The sequence below is a fragment of the Acinetobacter schindleri genome (assembly GCF_010918895.1).
GTDB classification, from domain to species: Bacteria; Pseudomonadota; Gammaproteobacteria; order Pseudomonadales; family Moraxellaceae; genus Acinetobacter; species Acinetobacter schindleri.
On sequence record NZ_CP044483.1, the window covers coordinates 2784104 to 2803869 of the forward strand.

At 44.7% G+C, this 19766-nt stretch carries 13 protein-coding genes; 10 read left to right on the plus strand and 3 right to left on the minus strand.

Features of this window, described 5'->3' with window-relative positions; translation table 11 throughout:
- Positions 1–47: 47 nt before the first annotated feature.
- Both FSC11_RS13305 and FSC11_RS13310 read right to left on the minus strand, forming a co-directional pair.
- Positions 48–4166 carry a UvrD-helicase domain-containing protein gene (locus FSC11_RS13305; RefSeq protein WP_163167380.1) on the minus strand — a complete coding sequence of 1373 codons (4119 nt, stop codon included), beginning with the start codon at positions 4164–4166 and terminating at the stop codon, positions 48–50.
- Positions 4167–7874 carry an exodeoxyribonuclease V subunit gamma gene (locus FSC11_RS13310; RefSeq protein WP_163167382.1) on the minus strand — a complete coding sequence of 1236 codons (3708 nt, stop codon included), beginning with the start codon at positions 7872–7874 and terminating at the stop codon, positions 4167–4169. It abuts the gene before it with no gap.
- A 176-nt stretch (positions 7875–8050) separates the two neighbouring features.
- On the opposite strand from FSC11_RS13310, the gene FSC11_RS13315 reads away from it, so the two are divergent.
- Entirely contained in the window at positions 8051–8554 is a 504-nt protein-coding gene (locus FSC11_RS13315; RefSeq protein WP_004890494.1) for a hypothetical protein, read from the plus strand.
- A 42-nt stretch (positions 8555–8596) separates the two neighbouring features.
- Here FSC11_RS13315 and pap read toward each other — a convergent pair whose 3' ends face one another.
- A complete protein-coding gene (pap, locus tag FSC11_RS13320; RefSeq protein WP_163167384.1) occupies positions 8597–10015 on the minus strand; it encodes a polyphosphate:AMP phosphotransferase in 1419 nt (472 codons plus the stop codon).
- A gap of 207 nt (positions 10016–10222) precedes the next feature.
- Between pap and FSC11_RS13325 the strand changes: the two genes are divergently transcribed.
- The 9 genes from FSC11_RS13325 to FSC11_RS13365 all read left to right on the plus strand — a co-directional run bounded on the left by FSC11_RS13325 (position 10223) and on the right by FSC11_RS13365 (position 19756).
- The gene (locus FSC11_RS13325; protein ID WP_048881195.1) at positions 10223–10927 is read left to right on the plus strand and encodes a DUF8198 family protein; all 705 of its coding nucleotides are present in this window, start codon (positions 10223–10225) and stop codon (positions 10925–10927) included.
- 344 nt (positions 10928–11271) lie between these two features.
- A complete protein-coding gene (locus FSC11_RS13330) occupies positions 11272–11595 on the plus strand; it encodes a hypothetical protein (RefSeq protein ID WP_076752956.1) in 324 nt (107 codons plus the stop codon).
- A 483-nt stretch (positions 11596–12078) separates the two neighbouring features.
- Positions 12079–13023, plus strand: coding sequence for a bifunctional demethylmenaquinone methyltransferase/2-methoxy-6-polyprenyl-1,4-benzoquinol methylase UbiE (ubiE, locus tag FSC11_RS13335; RefSeq protein WP_004890506.1), 945 nt, complete (start codon positions 12079–12081; stop codon positions 13021–13023).
- An 11-nt stretch (positions 13024–13034) separates the two neighbouring features.
- Positions 13035–13712, plus strand: a complete 678-nt coding sequence (locus FSC11_RS13340; protein WP_163167386.1) for a ubiquinone biosynthesis accessory factor UbiJ — start codon at positions 13035–13037, stop codon at positions 13710–13712.
- Between the two features lie 12 nt (positions 13713–13724).
- On the plus strand, positions 13725–15344 hold the full coding sequence (locus FSC11_RS13345) for an ABC1 kinase family protein (protein WP_163167388.1): 1620 nt from the start codon (positions 13725–13727) through the stop codon (positions 15342–15344).
- 196 nt (positions 15345–15540) lie between these two features.
- The gene (locus FSC11_RS13350) at positions 15541–16989 is read left to right on the plus strand and encodes a hypothetical protein (RefSeq protein ID WP_163167390.1); all 1449 of its coding nucleotides are present in this window, start codon (positions 15541–15543) and stop codon (positions 16987–16989) included.
- Positions 16990–17054: 65 nt separating this feature from the next.
- Complete coding sequence (locus tag FSC11_RS13355; protein ID WP_163167392.1) at positions 17055–18155, plus strand: hypothetical protein; 1101 nt, start codon at positions 17055–17057, stop codon at positions 18153–18155.
- 146 nt (positions 18156–18301) lie between these two features.
- Entirely contained in the window at positions 18302–19378 is a 1077-nt protein-coding gene (locus FSC11_RS13360) for a patatin-like phospholipase family protein (RefSeq protein ID WP_163167394.1), read from the plus strand.
- Positions 19379–19438: 60 nt separating this feature from the next.
- On the plus strand, positions 19439–19756 hold the full coding sequence (locus FSC11_RS13365; protein WP_004890522.1) for a hypothetical protein: 318 nt from the start codon (positions 19439–19441) through the stop codon (positions 19754–19756).
- The last annotated feature ends 10 nt before the right edge of the window (positions 19757–19766 follow it).

Genomic DNA, 19766 nt, shown 5'->3' on the forward strand with positions numbered 1-19766 from the left:
AGGATAATTTTCTGTTTCTATTGTATATATTTCTTAGTTTCGCCATTTTATGCTGACTTATTCACCGCATAATAGCCCAGAATATGATCCAATTTTTGGATAAATTCAACTTCAGGCTGCCAGTGATATAGCCCCTGTCCGGCCTGCCCATTCATGCCACGCAGATACAAATAGGTCGCTCCACCCAGATGCTGCCGGATGTCATAACCCTGCAAATTAGCGCTTAAATAGCGGTGCATGGCGACCAGATACAGGGCAGCCTGCAACCAGTAACTGGAATGCGTCATGCTGTCATGAATTGCTTCCGGCAGATAATCCTGCTGATTGGCACCGAGATAGTTACTCTTATAATCAGCGATGTGATAGCGCTGACCATCAAAATATACCAGGTCAATTGCCCCGGTCAGGTAACGTGCCGATTTGGCCTCATTAAAGTCCGGCATGATCAGGCCATAATCCGCAAACAGCTGCTGAATCTGGCGAATCTGTAACGGGGCATCATTCAAAGCCAGATAAAACGGGAATTCCGACAAAAAGCTGTGCTGATCCAGCTGGCTTAAACGAAACTCGCTCTGAATCGGTGTGTTCAGGATTTCCCCGACCCAATCATGCATTAGATTCAGCAGAATATCTTCGGATAATTCTTCAAAGAATAGATCCGCTGACTGCTGCATTAGTCCAGTCACATCAAGATTTTCATGCGTGCTTGCTTTAGGCAGCTGCCCCATTTCCTGCTCAAACTGCTGAATAAAGGCATCATCATCCAGTTCCAGAAAATAACGCTCAAACTGCGTCATAAACTGTAGAAAATGAGTGACATCTAAAGATGGCTGCTGGAAAAAGCTGTGCCATGTATGGCGATAGGCAACACTTTGGTCATGCAAGCGGATACCGGTCAACAGTTTGTAGTTGACGCTGGCCATAACATGCAAAATAGCCTCAGCTAGCGCTCCTGCTTTTAAGCTGGCATTACTGGCTACCCGTTTAAACAGAGTATTCAGGTTAATCGTGGCCTGCAGATAATACTGCTGGAAGGCCTGCTGCAGTAGCTCTAGAATCTGAAAATCCTGCTGGAACCGGTCTTTCAATTCCATCCAGATATGTGGCGCGGTATTCTTGAAACGACGGCGGATTTCCAGATTCCAGTAACTGCTATCCTGAAAATCCAGATGCTCGAAAATACTGTGCAAGAAAGTTCCGGCCACAGTACCTTTAGGAAAATTCAGCTTGATCCAGTCCAATGGCTGTTGCAGCACTTCTGCTTCTGTCTGCAGATGGATTTCATCGGCAGCACTTTCTGGGTGTTCATATAAACTAACCAGATCATCTTGCAGTACGGTTACATGCAGCTGATGTCTCGATAAAGCGGTGAAGCTGGTTTTGGTCCGTGGATAGAACTGCTGTTCCGGTAAAGGATGAGCAACTAATTCCAGTGCTGTTTTCATCCGTTCTACCGCAATACGCGGTGGCGCTGCTGTTAAGGTATTTTCCATACAGCTGAGCGGGTGCTGGAAGACCTGCTCACCCTGCCCACGCCAGTAGGCCAGACACGAATCTGATTGACCACTCTGATCCTGCAGCATGGCGTAAACCCGATGGCTGGCACGCGTTAGCGCCACATACCAGAGACGGTGATTCTCTGCAGCATTCCGTGCTGCATTCTGCAGCTGTGCCTGTTCATGCAGATCCTCACGATTTACCGCAATCACTCGTGACTGATTCAGAATATCGTCCTGCTCATGACCGGCCAGCGAGAAGTTAAGGTTACCTTTGTTGACGTCAAACGGCGCATCAGCGCCCATCAGGAATACGATTTTGAATTCAAGACCTTTGGAGGCATGGATTGTCAGCAACTGTACGCCACGATCGCCAGAGAGCTTGCGCTCTTTTTCGCTGTCCTTGCCAGAAGGAGACTGTAGCTGGCGCAGATACCAGTGATACAGTTTCTGTGCACCCTGATAATATTCGCTTTGCTGCGACAGGATTTCGGTCAGATGACGCAGATTGACCACAACCCGCTCATTATCAATGCTCTGGCTCGATACCAGATTAGTCCAGACATCAAACAGGTTCAGGGCATAGTTCCAAGCACTCAGGAAGCCCTTGTCGAACCACATTTCCCGGATCACCTCAAAATCGGCAATAAAAGTACTTAGGCCAACTGGCTGCTGTTGCAGCTCCAGCAGCTTTTTCAGGTCAAAGCCGAGCAGACGGGTCACTAAAGCACGACGAACCTTGGCCTCATTAAACGGGTCCATGATCGCGGTCAGCACCGCGGCGACATCCTGTGCCACGTTGCTGGCAAAGACACTCTGTTTTGATTCCTTATAACAGGCAATCCCCATGCGTTGCAGACGCTGCTTGACCTGTTCCAGCGCATAATGTCCAAAGGACAGTACAGCAATATCATCCTCAGTTAGAGGAGCAGAACTGTCCTGCTGCTGGAAATATAGTTGTTGCTGTGCAGCTTGGTTCAGTAATTCGCGGATTTTCCAGGCCACCTGATCGGCTTCATGCTCCTGCTCACCCAGCTGCATCCAGCGTAATGGATAAGGATTAGCTTGTGCGGAATCAATCAGGTCCGGATGGGGACGACTACCGGCTTGAATCAAACTATAATTAACGCTTTCACCAAAATCCATCTGCCGCTGAAACAGGGCATCAACCACTTCCACCAAAGCTTTGACCGAGCGGTGGTTCTGGGTCAGGGTATATTCATAGCCCTGCTTTAAATGGACATCAGCATGTGCCTTGTTATAGGTCAGCATGTCGCCGCCACGGAAACCATAAATTGCCTGTTTTGGATCACCGACCATGATCATACAGCCGAGCTGTACCCGCGCAGCATCCCGCCAGATTCGTGCCAGCAGATCGTCCTGATTCTGGTTAGTGTCCTGAAATTCATCTACCAGAATTAAGGGATAACGAGACTGCACAAACTGGGCAAAACGGCGCCCCTGCTCACCTTGCAAGGCTTCAGTCAGGGTACGGATCTGTTGCGAGAAGGTAGTCTCTCCCTGCTTCTGTAAAGTCTGCGGCAGACGATGCTGCACGCTGCGAATCAGGTGATATTCCAGATAAGCCGTGAGCTGTTTGAATTTCTCATCCAGTGCCTGTTTCACATTGCACAGTGCTTCGATGGCACAAATCAGCGGATGGCTGAGGAAATACTGCTGCTCTTCTTCGCTACAGCTTTTAGTAAAACGCTGCTTGCCTGGCTGAAAATCAGTTTTATTACGCAGCAGATAACATAACTTCAGCACCAGCTTGCACAGCTCAGGATCAAAGAAGCACATACCCTTCTGTTCACTCAGCTGTACCGTCCAATCAGAAAAATTGCTGCAGATTTCCGACAGTTTTGCATGAAAGTTTTTATGAAAATGTTTTGGGGTTTCGGTGCAGTAAGTCTGCATCTTGAGCAGCTCTGCCGGACTGATATTGACCAGCTGCTCAATACAGGCATCCAGTTCACCCAAATCCCATTCTACCTGGCGGACTGACTGGAAGTGATTGGCGCTAAAATTGAGTGCATCACGTACCAGTCCCACATAGTGCTCAGGGGATTTGAGCTGGTTCTGTAAATACATCTGGTTAATGACATACTGCGGCTGCTGCTGGATCCATTCCCGTAGTACATCATGAATCAGCTGCTGAATATACAGGTCCTGATCTTCAGTCAGTTCAGCACGTTCAATCCGACCACTTTCAAAGGCAAATTCACGCAGCAGCTTCTGGCTAAAACTGTCCAGCGTGCCGACAAACAGTTCATCCAGTTGGTTTAGTACCAATCCCAGACGACGGCGAGCGTAGTCCATACGACTGCCATAATCTTGCAGCACTTTCTGCAACAACGGATCGGATTCCTGCCCGATCTGCTGGGCCATTTCTACCGAATTAAGATGCTGATAGCGCTGGATATAACGCAAAGTTTCTTCCACACGTGCGCGTACCCGGCTTTTCAGTTCAGCTGTTGCCTTACGGGTAAATGTGGTCGCAATGACCTGATGTGGATAGTATTTATCCAGAAAAATCCGTACCATCAGGCTGGACAGGGTATAGGTTTTGCCGGTTCCTGCAGAAGCCTCGATCCAGTGCAGACCAGTAAAGGCCATGTCCTGAATTGGATTGGTTGAAATTTTATGCTGCTGTTGAGGGGCCATGGTCATTTATTTTACCCACTCTAAATGTTGTTGAATCGGAGCATACAAGTCATAGGCAAATTTTAGCAGACTATGCTGCAACGCCTGCTCTGGATCCTGATCCTGCAAAATGAATTGCCAGTCCTGATGCAGTACACAGGACTCATCCGAACTCAACGGGCGGGTACTTTCATAAGTGTTGTTCCAGGCCGCCAAAAGCTTATCCAGATCACCAATAATCATTTGACCCTGCTCATTGATTTCCCATTGCCAGTCTTTTTTCAGAATGAGCTCAGCCGGTAACACTACCGGTTGCTGCTGACCTGCTTCCCAGGCCTTAAACCAGTGAGCCAAATATTCTTTAGCCTGAGAAGATGTCACCTTGCAGAATTTTACGGTCTTGTTACTGAACAGCACAATTCGTTCCAGCTCTGCGCTATAACTATCATCATTTAAATAGGCCAGCCAAAGCAGATATTCCAGCCAGACATGCGCGCGACGGCGCTCCGAGGCTGAAGCGGACTGCATGCTCAGCCAGTACGATGCATTTGGCTGCTGCGGCACAGTAATCTGCAACATCAGATCAGATGAATAACGATAGTTTTGCTGCGTGGTACGAGTAATCTGTTTATCCAGTTGCTGTAAGCGCTGCTGCAGCAATTCCTGTTCCTGCTGGGTACTCAGCCAGGTTGCTTCCTGGGTTTTTCCGACTGGCAGACGATCCAGCATCAACCGGGTATCTATTTCCTGTTCCTGCTGCTGCAGAAAATCCCGTACCTGATATTGCTGCAATTTATCCAGCAATAATGGTTCCTGTGCCGCGGGCAAGTCTTTATATTTCACGCTAGAAATGCCAACACTTTTCAGGAACAGACGTGCCGGGAAGATCATGTCCCGAATCCATTCATCGCCATGCAGAATCCGAATCTGTTCTTGCTGTACTGGCGGACAATGGGTATTAATCCAGCTGCGACGCTGCCCTTCAGCCTTACAAAGAAAAGAAGCTACATTATGCCACTGATCCTGAAAACGTGGGGTACGCAATGTACTAAAACCAACTGGATCAAAAGGCTGTAGAGGATGCACATGATAAAGCTGCTGGATATGCGCCGCGACTGGCAAGCCATTCATCTCGGTCATCACATCGACATCTGCATCTGGATGCTCGGACTGGCAGATCAGGGCAATATGCTGGATCAATTCCTGTAATGACGTGGATGGATCACGCACTTCGCCATCATTCACATCAAAGCCGTTGTAGAATAACCACAGATTTTCCTGTGCTAACAGCAAGGCATCCAGAAATGCGCCCTGATCATCATCCAGACGGGAGCGATCACCGAGCTGCGGCTTGAGAATGCTCATCAAGTCAAACGGTAGCTGCTGATTTCGGCTCGGGAATTTGCCCGTATCCAGATTCAGCATCACCACCAGCTTATAAGGCAGCGGGCGAATCTGGCCAATCTGGCTAAAAGTAATTTGTCCGGTCGGTTCGGCCTGATCCAGCTGCATGTCCAGACTATTCTGTATTTCTTCCAAGACATAAGGCAATGGTAAGCTCAATGCCACCAGTTCCTGATTCGCATTTGGATCATCCTGATCATGATAATCGGCCAGCGTCAGCATACGCATCTGCTTTTCAATGATTTCTGCTACGGTTTTTAGCGACTCAACCCCATTGCTGCGGAATTCATTCACATCCCGATTTAGATATTCCAGCCAGGTTTTTACCGGTGTACGCTGTCCCTGCTCATGCGCATTCAGCCAGCTGCGACGTTCATTGAAATCCTCATAAATCTGGATCAGGATAACAATCAGCGGAAAATCACTGCTGAGCACTTTGGCATAACTGAGGGTATCTTCAAACAGCTGATGTTCTGGCACCGCCATGCCCAGTACCAAGCGATCCAGAGCAAAGCGGAAGCTAAAGCGGTAATCTTCATCACCTTCATATAAATGCTGCTGTAAATGCTGCTGATCTAAGCCACGCTTAAAGCCGGCATCACTGAGCAGCTGGATGATGCGTTCCACTTGTGCATAGTCCAATGCATAGTACTGCTGAGTCGCACTTAAACTCAGCCAGTCGGCAAAATCTTCAATGCTAAAACGGCGATGCATCAACTGTATGCGGCCCAGCACGGCACGCCAGGCATTGCTGACATCCAGACGGGATACCCCGGATATCTGGATCGGCAGATAAATATTGTTTTTGCGCAGACGGGACTGGCTGCCTTCTCGTTCACGTGGTGGTGGTGCAAAGACACTACGAATCGCCGGTTCCAGTTCTTTCAGGTTTGGACTCAATACCAGGATGTCACTGGGCTGACGCGGTACTTCTTCCGTGCCTTGAGCCAGCCAGTGAATGATCTGTTCGCGCAGTACTTCCAGTTGGCGTAATGAAGAATGACAGACATGGATCTGTACCGAGCTATCCTCCGGCTTCAAGGGATAAGTATGCCGCTCCGGTTCTACCAGATACAGAATATCCGACTGGATTTTTGCCAGCAGATGGTCCTGATAGTCATCCACAAAGGCATCCGCCCAATGTCCTTCCTCACCCGAAGACAGTTTGGATAATAGAGAAAAGTGATCCCGTGCCTGCTTACCAAAACGGGTCAGTAAAGGATGACGTGATTCACGGTCTTCAGCATTAAAGTTCAGCTGGAACTTTTTCCAGAATGCAGCAATTTCCTCATCACTCGGCTTGCCTCCACGCGACTGTTCGTATTTGCGGATAAAGCGTTCCTGTACACCCAGGTCATAGCGCGCCTTCCAGCTCGGATCGACACTATCCGCCCAGTATTCCTGTGACGGGTTAAAATGGAAAATATAAATCTCGATGTACTGACCCAGACGGCGCAAGAAATCCAGCTGAGCTGGTGGCAATTCCAGCATGCTAAATACCACCACCTGAGATGGCAGCTGCTTTAAAGCCTGCGCTCGGGTTTCCGGATTTTCAATGCGTTCCCAGTACAGCTTTTCAATTTCCAGGATTTTGGCATAGTCATCCTGAAATACGTTCTGCCACAGCCAGCGCTGCCAGGCTTCCAGTTCCCGTGCCTGAATTTTGACGAAATCTGCTACCGGAATTTCCTGACCATTTTCATCTTTGGGGATATATAGCATCTGCTCTATTTCTAAAGGCAGATTCTGTCCCCAGTTGTTCAGCCAGTTGGTCGGGCAACTACATTGTTGCGGCGGACAATTGCGTGCGCAATAGCCGCGATAATTCATATAGTGGCTAAACAGGCGCGATACCTGTTCACAGACCCAGTACAGCATGCTTTGTTTTTTGAGCAGGCGCTCATTCGGCTGTTCCAGACGGTCAGCGCTGTCATAAATCCGCTTTACAATCGAATACAGCGGATGCTGGGATTTGAGTGGAATTTCATCTGCCAAAATGGTCTTGCGCAGCGCCTGAAAGGCTCGCCATTTAATGATGATACGTGGAATATTGGCTTCACGGACTTGCTCCAGCTCTTTCTGGCTGTTTAGCACCCATTGATAAGAAGTCCATTGAAAAGCACGAATTCGGTGGTGAAATTGTGTATTGGCACTGATGCCCTTTTTCTCGGCAATTTTCTGGGTGAGCCAAGCTTCAACTGCGGGCGAAGGCACAATGAAATGCTGCGGCTCAAGCACCTGAAAAGCAGTTCTTTTCTGCTGACTCGTAACCAGCAGCATGCTATCCAAAAGCACATCAATTTTCTGACTTTGAATAACATGAATAGCCATGAATTCCCCAAATTAAAAGAAAGCAGCACTACAAAACAATAAAGATTATTTACTATACACCCTGTTCTGTCTATGTCACTTTTAATCTACACTTAAGTAGAAAAATTTCTTTTAAAAAAGCATCTTATGGATACTTTTTTAGAAAAACAACAACAGGAAGCTTTAGGTAATCGCCCATGAAATTAGACAAATTTCCCGATCAAATTGATCCAAGTTTAAATCTAGAACAGATCCGTGAAGAATGCCTGGAGCTGATTAAGAAGCGTGCCTATATGTCTGCAGGTGCAGCCGTGATTCCGGTACCGTTTCTTGATGTCTTGATTGACGTCGGCATCCTGTCACAGCTGATTCCTGAAATCAATGCCCGATTCGGCTTGGCACCAGAGCAGGTCAGCGTATTTGATCCAAAAACCAAACAGGTTCAATGGGATGAATTACGTAAACGCGGCGTACAATTTTCTGGTTTTGTAGTGGCACGTACGGCGGTAAAAAAATCCATCAATAATGTTGCCGCAAAATATATCACCAAGCAAGTGACCAAATTTATCCCGCTCGGTGGTCAGTTAATTGCTGCAAGTTTAGGCTACTTCGTAATGAAAAAAGTTGCCGAGGCACATGTGGAAGACTCTTATAAACTAGCCAAAAATATCCAGCAAAAACAGCAAGCTAAAACAGTATAATTTTGATTTAGAATCATCTTATTTAAACGCAGCTTGGTCGTATTAACTTACGCCAAGCTGTTTCAGTATAGTCTTCAAGATTTGTAAACGCGCGCTATCTTTATCATCGGTAGCAATCACATGCCATGGCGCCTGATCGGTGCTGGTATGCTCAAACATATCTGCCGCTGCCTGCAAATAATCCTCCCAGCGTTCACGGTTACGCCAGTCTTCATCAGTGATCTTGAAACGCTTATGCGGCGTCTGTTCACGCGCCTTAAAACGTTCAGCCTGTTCGTCCTTGGAAATCGCTAGCCAGAACTTGATAATCACGGTTTGCGCCTTAATCAGGTCATTTTCAAACCGGTTAATTTCTGAATAAGATGCCTGCCATTGCGCAGGACTAATCAGTTCTTCAATCCGTTCTACCAGTACCCGTCCATACCAGGACCGGTCAAAAATCGTAATCTTGTCTTCCGGCTGTAACCTGGTCCAGAAACGCCACAGATAAGGACGGCGCAATTCATATTTTTCCGGTGCACCAATGGTATGAATTTCATATTCGCGTGGATCAAGCTTTTTTACCAGCCGCTTGATTGCTCCCCCCTTACCGGCTGCATCCATCCCCTCGAATACGATCACCACATTACGTTGATCCATACGCATTGCGCTAGCCACCTTGCGGGTCAGTTTCTTGAGTTCGTCCTTATAGGTATTCTGATCCACCGGCTCCCGCGAAGGCTGCAGCAATGCTTCAGGAATAGACGCCGGGGACCATGTCTTACTTCCTTTAGCAGGATGATCCGGACAGTGTTTCAAGGCCGCAAGAATAGTCTGGGCAAACTGCTGGTCACGCAGGGTTTCATCTTCACCATCAATGATGATCCAGTCCTCGGTAAAACGCTGACGCAAACGCTGGATCGCGTCATATTGCTTACGACTGCGCCAATCCAGACCGTGTAAACGATGCCAATGCATCTCACTTGGATCAATATCATCTAAACGCTTTTGCAAAGACTTCCAGGGCAGATCAAACCAGATCTTGATCACATCAACATGGTTATTTTTCAGATCCTGCTCAAAGGCACGCATCTGTTCAACATAATGATCAAACATGCTTTCATCTATAGGATTCGCTACATGCATGGCGGTACTTAGCAAATCTGTATACCAGTTACCAAACAACACCATGATCTGTCCTTCAGCCGGGATAAAGCGTGCATAAGGCTGCCAGAAAGTCTGTCTTTCATTCAGGGGCCGTGGCTGGTCTGCTTTTACCCGCAAATAACGCGGGTCAACCCATTCCCGTAATTGCTTAACCGCTTCACCTTTGCCGGCCAGCTCAATTCCATTGACCAGTACGACTAAACTTTTAGCATTCTTCTGTCCGCGTGTATCTTTCAGGGCATATTGCGCATCGATAAGCTGTAACGATAATTCATTTTCTTCAATCAATTGAAATTGTTGCTGTTCTGTAGACATAACCTGTTCTGTTTTTCTTGTTCCTGAATACAGTATAGACAGGCTTCTTGCCTGGTGAATAGCGATCGCTACGATTTTTAAACGATCTTTTTTGTCGAACTTTTCAACAAATTGACTTCAAATCCTGTGCAACCGGTCAATTTGTCATAGCGCGCCATCCTAACTCGTTCTAAGATTCCCACATCCATAACCATATTTGAACTTCCCATGTCCAAACTTGCGGTTTTAGACGATCTTCTGGAACGTTATTATCAGCTGAACTATCACAAGCAACCGGAACTGCAACAACGTCTGCAAGATGTCCAGCTCTGGCAAAAAGAGCGTATGCAACGCACTCATGCCAAGCAGTTTGCAGAAAAGCAAAATGTGCTGATGTCAGAATATTTCCTGAACCGTCTTTATGGTGGACCGGACTTCGATGCGCTGGCAGAACAGATTGCCCGCTTGACGCGCTATGCGCATAAGGCGGAAAAGCTGATCCCGGATAATGCGATCAAGACCGGCACTCACGGAGTAGAGCTGGCCATTCTTGCGGTACAGCTTGATGAGCAGGTGGCACAACAGTTATTGGAAGATTATCATCCAGCCGAATCACTGACTGATGAAATTATGCGTCTAACCTATTTAAAGCTGGATCAAGGCCAGGATCGCCTTAGACAGCTAGCCATGCTGGATCAGCTCGGTACTCATCTGGATAAATATATGCGGTCGTTCATTGTGCAGGCAGCATTTAAAATGTGTAAAGGTGCCGCAGAAAAATACCGTTTTGAAGTCATGTATGAGTTTATGCAGGATGGATTCCTAGCGATGAAACCACTTAAGTCCGCAGAAAAGTTTGTACGTGAATTTACGGCAACTGAGCGTAATATCATTGATCGCGTGCATGCTGGTGATCCTCAGCCTTTCCGTTAATTCCCGACAGCTTAAAAAATCTGAAAATATCACCTCAGGATAAGGCTGGCATCTGCTTGCCTTATTCTCTTAACCCAATTAACCAGCTATTTTTAAATCGTAGTGATTTCATCGATACAAAAAAAATCAGGTCTCAATAAATAGACAAAATAATGGTTCCAAAGCCCTAATCGTATCAATCAATCCGTTATAGTCTCTAATAAAGTTATAAAAATTATGCAAAATTTATAGAAATTAATCTGTTTATGGTCAACGCACTTGATCGGCTTACGTGTTATCTAAGCCTCCGTATATCTTGATTCTTTATAGATGTACCCATGTCAATGAATTTTAGGAAAAATGTAATGGGGTACAAACAGTTATCTATTCGCGGCACTGTACAAATAAACCTGAGACCTTCAATAAGCAGTTATAAAATTGATGCTCAAGATATACAGATTGAAAGCCATAAGTCTTTGGATGTTTACGGTCAGGCGATGCTTGTTCATGATCTGAAATGCAAGTTAAAGATCGGCTATTTCCATATTGTGATTACTACAGATAAACAACGGATTATCTCTGTTGAACGTGGGGATTATGCACTCGGAGATGGTCTTTATTATGAGCTGGATCAACTGTCCATTCGCTATGGTAAAAACCAGTTCATCCATAAACTGGACGAATCTTAAAAATTCTGGATACAAAATGAAAAACCCCGGCATCCTGCCAGGGTTTTTCGTATTGGTTCGCTTGGTATAACTCCTGTCGTACCTTACTTTCCTTGTATTTATCTATTTTTATTCTTAGAGGGAACATCCTGTTCCTGATGAACTTATCATATGAAATTTCTACCACTATAAAATAGTCGCTAAAAACCTGAATCAATGTAAGCAAAAACCTACAAAGAATTGAGTAGGTTTTGACTCGCCATTTAATTAAGCTATGGTGCACCGCATCAGCAGGAAGATATAAAAATTCAGAACGTATATCATGACTTTTTATCATCAATTAAGATCGATTTTTCGGCTGAGATTTCAGCTAAAGACGCATTTTTCTGTATATTATTCATAACAATTGCATGATGATTGCTGTATAACATCTTAGAATCTGTCATTATGCAGTCCATGCACGCATGCAAGATTAACCCCATTGATCTGTTAGGAGTGACTCCAATGTCCAATGAAAATACTACGCCTACCCCTACAGCTGAGTCGGCACAACAAACAGACAAAGTGAGCCCATTCTTAACTGCACCGTTACCACAAGGTGCGCCACAAGGTCAGCAACAGTCTCTAGAACAACGTCTGACTGATACACCTGTCACAGGTAGCATACCGAAATATAACCTGCCACGTGGGGCGAATACCGGTAATGTCGGTCCAACCACTCACTTCGGCTATCAGACTGTCAGCAGTGAAGAAAAAGCACAAAAAGTCGCGGAAGTATTCCATTCTGTCGCCAGCAAATACGACATCATGAATGATCTGATGTCTTTTGGTATTCACCGTCTATGGAAACGTTTTGCCATTAACATGTCAGGCGTGCGCCGTGGTCAGCATGTGCTGGATATCGCCGGTGGTACGGGTGACCTGGCCAAAGTATTCAGCCGTGAAGTTGGTCCAACCGGTCATGTAGTATTATCTGACATCAACGAATCCATGCTAAATGTGGGTCGTGATCGCTTGATTGATGCGGGCTGTACCAATGTTGATTTCGTACTTGCCAATGCCGAAACTTTAGAGCCATTTGCAGATAACAGTTTTGACCTGTTAACCATTTCATTTGGTCTACGTAACGTCACTGATAAAGATGCTGCACTTGCTTCGATGTACCGTGTGCTTAAGCCAGGTGGCCGTCTGCTTGTTTTAGAATTTTCTAAACCAGTCTTTGAGCCATTCTCGAAACTGTATGATCTGTATTCATTCACAGCATTGCCAATCATGGGTAAAATCATTGCCAATGATTCTGAAAGCTATAAATATCTGGCAGAATCGATTCGTATGCACCCAGATCAGCGCACCCTAAAAGGCATGATGGAAAATGCCGGCTTCCAGAACTGTGACTACCATAACCTGACGGGTGGTATCGTTGCTGTTCACCGTGGTTTTAAACTTTAAGGTTCCCATTCATGTGGTCAATTCTGGCACTTGGTGTCGTTGAACGTGTGATTCACCATTTCATTGATCTGGATGCGATTACCCGCATCCAGTTAAATGCATTGGCTGGCAAAATGCTACGTGTAGTAATTGCCTCACCACAGCTTTCTGTAGATGTATTCTTTGATGATGGCAAGGTTCGCCTGGAGCCAACAGCCACTGGGCATACTGAAGCTGCTTCGATCTTTGAACAGCGGCCTTATGAAGCCAACAGCTCACAGAGTTCTGAAGCCACTGCGACTTTACAAGTCGATAATGTCATTGACCTGCTAAAACTGCTGCTTTCAGATGAAATAGGCAATATTCCGCTGCAAGGTGACTATAAATTATTGCAGGAAATCCAGCGCATTATGCAACAGGCTGAACCTGATCTGGCGGCTCATTTAAGCCCATGGATTGGACCAACCCTTGCGCATGAAATTGGCAAATTGCAACTGGCACCCAAACATCTCAAGCGCAGTCTGCAAAGCGGTCTGTTCTTTATGGAAGATACGCTTAAAGAAGACAGCGGTCTATTTGCTGCACGCTGGCAAATGGATGATTTACAGCAAGATACGCGTATACTCAATCAAAATATTGATCGTGTAGAAGCTAAGATTGGTCAGCTTCAGACACAGATTGAAAACCAACAAGATTCAACTCAAAACTAGGTACACCACTTTATGATTCCGCATGTTTCACGTTTGCTCGAACTCTGGCGCATTGCCGCGCATTATCGACTCGATACGTTGTTTCCTGCGGAAGAACTCCCAGAAAAAAGCCGTCATATCCTGTCCCTGATTCGTATGCATCCGGCTGCATGGTCCAGCCGAGAGCGTAAAAATCCTCTCAAGCTCAAAGAGGCTTTAGAGGAAATGGGGCCACTGGCGATTAAACTGGGCCAATTGCTATCTACGCGTCGTGACCTGATTCCACCTGAAATACTGCAACAACTGGTCTTGCTACAGGATCGCGTCAAGCCATTTGACAATGACGTAGCTAAAATGCGTATTCAGGAATCGCTGAAAGCCGATGTAAACACCCTGTTCGCCCGTTTTGATGCTCAGCCACTTGCTGCTGCATCAATTGCACAGGTGCATACTGCTGCTCTGCATGATGGCCGTGAAGTGGTAGTGAAAGTGACCCGCCCGAATATCCGTAATCAGATTTTGCAGGATTTCGAAATCCTGAGCTGGCTGGGCGATTTTCTGGAAAAACGTCTGGAAGCAGCGCGTGCCTTACATTTGACTGAAATTATTCAGGATTATCGTCAGATCATTCTGAATGAGCTGGACCTGACGCTGGAAGCGGATAATACCCGCCGGATGCGTCATTATTTCACCGGCTCCAGCATGATGTATGTGCCTGAAGTCTACATGGACAGCAAAGATGTACTGGTCGCAGAACGGATTACCGGTGTACCGATTTCGGATATTGCCACCTTTGATGAACTGGGTATGGATCGTGCTGACCTGGCACGCAAAGGCCTCACCATCTTCTTTACCCAAGTATTCCGGGACAACTTCTTCCATGCCGACATGCATCCAGGCAATGTCTTTGTAGAAACCATTAATCCGTCCAATCCGCGCTTTATCGCACTGGACTGTGCGATTATGGGCGAGCTATCCAAACATGATCAGATGACTGTGGCGCGCATGCTGCTGGCGGTCATGAACAGCGACTTCATGCAGCTGATCCAGATTGTGCATCAGGCTGGCTGGATTCCACCGGGTACCGATCAGGATGCCCTGGCCCGCGAAATGCGCCGTACTGTGGGTCCAATGGTTTCAAAACCAATGCATGAGCTGGACTTTGCTGGCATTCTGATTCAGGTCATGGACATTGCCCGTCGCTTTCATCTGGAAATTCCACCGCAACTGATGTTGTTATTGAAAACCTTGGTCCATGTGGAAGGCCTAGGCACTGACCTATATCCGGAACTGGATATCTGGAGTCTGGCCAAACCGATCCTGACTGACTGGATCAAGGCACAGATGAATCCGCAGAAAAATCTAAAAGAATTGGGACAGAAAATCCCTGATTTGCTTTTAGGGGCGCAGGATTTACCAACTTTAATGATTGACAGCCTGAACGGTTTAAAAAACCAGTCAGCTTGGCATGCCAAACAATTGAATGAATTACAAAGCATGCGTTTGCAAATGGAACATCAACAAAAACGTAGCTGGATGTTCGGCAGTTTAATGGCGATTCTGCTTGCGATTGCGATTATTTCACCTTGGTTTGTGTCTATCCTTTTGATTATATTGGCAAGTATTTTAGCCGTATGGCGGATAATTAAATAATTAATTGTATTTGAATAAGTCCATTTTTAAATGGGCTTATTTTTTGCTTTATCAATATATAAATTATTTAATAGTTATTTTGTAAAAGATATTTAATAACTGTAGATTTAATTAATTATTTTATTTATTTTTTAAGCTATTATTAGATAGATAACGCATAACTCATAAACAAAGGTTTGGGAATTAGGGAATAACTATGAATAATCGTGTGTTTAAATTAACAACGTTAGCAATAGCAACTTCATTATTGGCAGCTTGTGGTGGAGGTGGTGGTGGCTCATCGAAGCCCGGTTTTAACTCCAAAGAAATTTCTGGTGTTGCTGTAGACTTTTATTTGGCGGGAGCAGATGTAGATTTCACTAATTCTAACTGTGAAGCGGCTTACCCAGATTTAAAAACAGATGAGAACGGTAAATTTACTTTTAACACTACACCAAATTGCCAGGAAACCGGTTTCATTATTACAGGTGGGATTGATACTGTTACCAAACTTCCATTTGCTGGTCAATTAAAAGTTAAAGAAATTAATTATCAAGCAGCATCAACAACCGAAATTGTTGCAAGTCCTCTAACTACTTTGCAAGCAGAACTTCCAGCAGCAGATTTTGAACAAGTTCTCACCAACTTAGGCTTTAGCGTGAATGAAGACGTAACCACATTTGATCCGGTTACTGATGGTTCTAATGAACAATTAGCAGCAGTATTTGTGTTACAACAAATTTTAACTCAGCTTGAAGATTCTGGTTTAACCATTACTGAGGCAGTTCAAGCAGTGCAAGCAGCTGCAGAGGATACGCAGCTTCTTACTAATGCAGGATTAAATCCAGTTGCTGTAACAGTTATATTTAATACAGCTGCAGACTTTACATCTAACAATGAAGTCAAAGAAGCATTACAGATGAATCAAGAAAAAGTAGAAGCCTTGGCAATTACTATTAATACAGCAGTGAATTCAGCAGGGAATTCCAATCTAGAAGAGTATTTAAATAACTCTCCTGCTATTATCGAAGATATCCAAGATAATATTGCATCAGCTAGTTATAATGATTTGAGCTTTGCTGGTTATAGTATTCAAGAAATTACTAATTCTCAATCTGGTTCCCCTCTTTCAATCGATAAGAATTCTATCGACTCTTTAGCTAAAGTGAAATTTACTTTAAATAATCGAGTAACAGCTACAGACTCGATTAAATTAGGTTTCAAGGCAAATGCTGCAATTGGTCAAAATGGTCAGCTTGAAACTTTAACGGCTTACATTAGCGATGTAAAAGTTTCTTTTAATAATAGTACTACTATTAGTAATATTACTATTCCAGCAGGCGCGATCATTGAAATTGAAACTACTTTGGCAAATTCACCTAAGGGTACATTTGAAGTTGCGCGAGATACTGAATTTACAGGTGATTCAATTTCTCTGGCAGAGATTGTTAATAGCTTCCAAATTTTACGTCAACCATATAATGACTATAAGAATTTGATTGTTACAAGTAACCAAATTAATGCTGATATAACAGTATTTGTAGCTCCTACCCTGTATCCAGTATCTGCAGCTTTAGGATTAAATCTAGCCCCATTTGGCATTGAAAACAAACCTGAAACTGTCTTTAGTGGTATTAGCACTACAGGTTATTTTGTAACTCAATAATCAGAAATTAAAAAGCCAGTGATTGATCACTGGCTTTTCTCTCATTTCTTATTCGGTAAATAAAGTTGAAAAATCAATCATTACTTTTTATTTTTGCAGTATTTACTATTTCTTATACTTATGCTGCACCCGATGATTTATTTTTACAAGCTACTCCTGCTAAAAATAAACTGACGACGAATGCCAGCTTAGATATAGTCAATGACACTGTGGACTTTTTGGACTTAAGAGAAAGTGAAGGTGTAAAAGGTGATTCAGGAGACTATCTTGGGGGACATATCAGTGCACAGTATCAACTTCATTCTGAGTGGGCTATAAATGCTGATTACTGGCGTCGAGAAATTGAGTTCGGAAAAGATACCAATAAGTTAAATTCTGGAGCTTTGGGCCTTACTTACTTTCCAGCAAGTCTATCTACAGATCGCTCTAATCTTGCTTTTAAATTGTCTTTTTGGGGCAACCAGGCGGATGAAGTCGCAAAAACCTCTCCAACTAATATAAATGGTCGTACAATTAATGAGGTAATGGTTTCTAATCCTCGTGATACCCAACTTCAGCTTGATACTATTTATACACATAAAATTGACTTCATGAATCAAGTGAATATATTTGGTTCTTTAGGTTATAGCAAAGTTAAAGTTGATGAACTGGATTTAATGGTTCACTTGACCGGGAATAACCGGGACTGTAAAGCCAATATTAATATTGACTCGAATAATCAGTTAACTGCTACACCTATTGGTCGATGTCTTATCGATGGTCTCATTGTACGGGATATTGATATTGGAAATTATGCTGACCAATTTGATCTCGATGTTAAAAAAGACCTCAACTACGACAGTTACTATGCTTCTCTAGGTGGCTCATGGAATTGGCGCTATCGCCAATTCGAAAGCCAGCTCGCTTATCAATACCAACGTTTATGGCGCAAGGATATTGATGACCGAATCAGCAAGTTTGGAAACTCACCGATCAAGGACAACCATACTTTTGGTGCCAAGTTTAGTTATGATTTTACTCCAAAGCTGACAGGCTATCTGCAAGGTCAACTGTTCCAAAACAACCTCGTTGGTTATGTACCTTTTCTTTATAATGGTGTCACAGCATCTCGTTTAGATAAACGCTATGGACTGGCATCTATCGGGATCCAATACCACGGTTTCTAGTTCCAAAAAGCCTGATTTATTCAGGCTTTTTTTATTTGCTGAATGTCATATGACTCTAAAGTCACCTTAGGGCATATCTTGCCATTGGGCTCAAAGGCATATCGCTTAAAATAAGCCCTCACTGGTCGAATATGGGTTAAACCTCTATGCAGATTTTACAAAAACATGCCCCTGCCCTGAAAATCCGTGCCGGGCATCTGGCACGTGATCTCATTCTGAAAGAAGGTTTACAACCCGAACAGGTGGATATTGTTCCTGGGGCTGCAGGGGGCCCGAAAGGTATTGGTATTCAGGGGTTGGATCAGGCAATTTTTGGTGATTTTTTCCCACGCGCTCCTCAGCGTAGAATCCTGGTGGGTTCTTCTATTGGCAGCTGGCGTTTTGCCAGTATTGCTGCTCATGGTGCTAAACAGGGAACCGAACGCCTAGCTGAACTGTATACCAACCTTTATTTCCATAAGAAAATGACACGTTTGGAAGTGAGCGAAGTCTGCCGCGGTATGTTATTCGACCTGGTCCAAGGCAAAGAGACTGAGTTAGTTAATCATCCAGATTATCATCTGACCGTGTTGTCGATTAAAGCCCAACACATTTTCCAGAGTGACAAGGCCTTACCTTTACTGGCTTCTGTAACCGGAATTATCGGGACGACCGCACTTGCACGCAAGCATAGCCGGCATTTTATGCAACGGGTCATCAGCCAACCGAATATTGGTGAACAGTTTAAAATCGCTGAAGATGGATTTACCACGCATTATCATGCCCTGACTGAACAGAGTGTCCTGTCCTGGCTAATGGCTTCAGCATCTATTCCGGGGGTGATGGCGGCAGTAAATAATATTCCGGATGCACCGCAAGGTTATTATCGTGATGGTGGTTTAATTGACTATCACATTGACCTGCCCTTCCAGAGCAAAGGCATTGTACTGTATCCGCATTTTACTGACAGCATTACGCCAGGCTGGTTTGACAAGTTATTTAAACGCACCTCAAATCCGGAAAATCAGGCACGAACTTTGCTCATATCTCCATCGCCAGAATATTTGCAAAGTTTACCTTTAGGCCGTTTGCCAGACCGTAAAGATTTTACGCTAAAAGGCTTGGATCAAACCCAGCGGATTCAGCTCTGGAAGCAATGTATTGCTGAAAGTCAGCGTCTGGGCGATGAATTTCTGGAGCTGGTCGAGAAACAAAATTTCGCCGACCTGATGCAAGCCTTGTAATTGGGCGCAGCTGCCCGATTATTTGTATAATTGCCTTAATTTTTTGAGCTGTTGAGATTTATGCAGAAGTTTTTAGTGGTCCTGCAATATGCCTGTATTGCCTTTGGTCTTTATCTGATCTATAGCGTTGGCATGTCGCTATATACCCAGCAATTTGAGCTGATGGAACTGGTGGCCGATATTGGTACGATTCTGATCTGTATCGACTTGGGGGTGTTTTTATATACCAGTAAAGGTAAGTCTGGAATTAGCATGGAAGAATATGCAAAACGACTGGAACAGCCACCGTCGAAACTGGTTTATGTGACACGAAAACTGGGGCATCTGGGTATTTTGCTGATCATCACCAGCTGGATTGTTCCGATGATCAATTCATAAAAATCAGACA

Coding starts and splice junctions, on each gene's coding strand:
- ubiE (WP_004890506.1), top strand. CDS start 12,079: ATGTCCAATGAAAATACTACGCCTACCCCTACAGCTGAGTCGGCACAA.
- FSC11_RS13345 (WP_163167388.1), top strand. CDS start 13,725: ATGATTCCGCATGTTTCACGTTTGCTCGAACTCTGGCGCATTGCCGCG.
- FSC11_RS13360 (WP_163167394.1), top strand. CDS start 18,302: ATGCAGATTTTACAAAAACATGCCCCTGCCCTGAAAATCCGTGCCGGG.
- FSC11_RS13325 (WP_048881195.1), top strand. CDS start 10,223: ATGTCCAAACTTGCGGTTTTAGACGATCTTCTGGAACGTTATTATCAG.
- FSC11_RS13340 (WP_163167386.1), top strand. CDS start 13,035: ATGTGGTCAATTCTGGCACTTGGTGTCGTTGAACGTGTGATTCACCAT.
- pap (WP_163167384.1), bottom strand. CDS start 10,015: ATGTCTACAGAACAGCAACAATTTCAATTGATTGAAGAAAATGAATTA.
- FSC11_RS13330 (WP_076752956.1), top strand. CDS start 11,272: ATGGGGTACAAACAGTTATCTATTCGCGGCACTGTACAAATAAACCTG.
- FSC11_RS13315 (WP_004890494.1), top strand. CDS start 8,051: ATGAAATTAGACAAATTTCCCGATCAAATTGATCCAAGTTTAAATCTA.
- FSC11_RS13350 (WP_163167390.1), top strand. CDS start 15,541: ATGAATAATCGTGTGTTTAAATTAACAACGTTAGCAATAGCAACTTCA.
- FSC11_RS13365 (WP_004890522.1), top strand. CDS start 19,439: ATGCAGAAGTTTTTAGTGGTCCTGCAATATGCCTGTATTGCCTTTGGT.
- FSC11_RS13310 (WP_163167382.1), bottom strand. CDS start 7,874: ATGGCTATTCATGTTATTCAAAGTCAGAAAATTGATGTGCTTTTGGAT.
- FSC11_RS13305 (WP_163167380.1), bottom strand. CDS start 4,166: ATGACCATGGCCCCTCAACAGCAGCATAAAATTTCAACCAATCCAATT.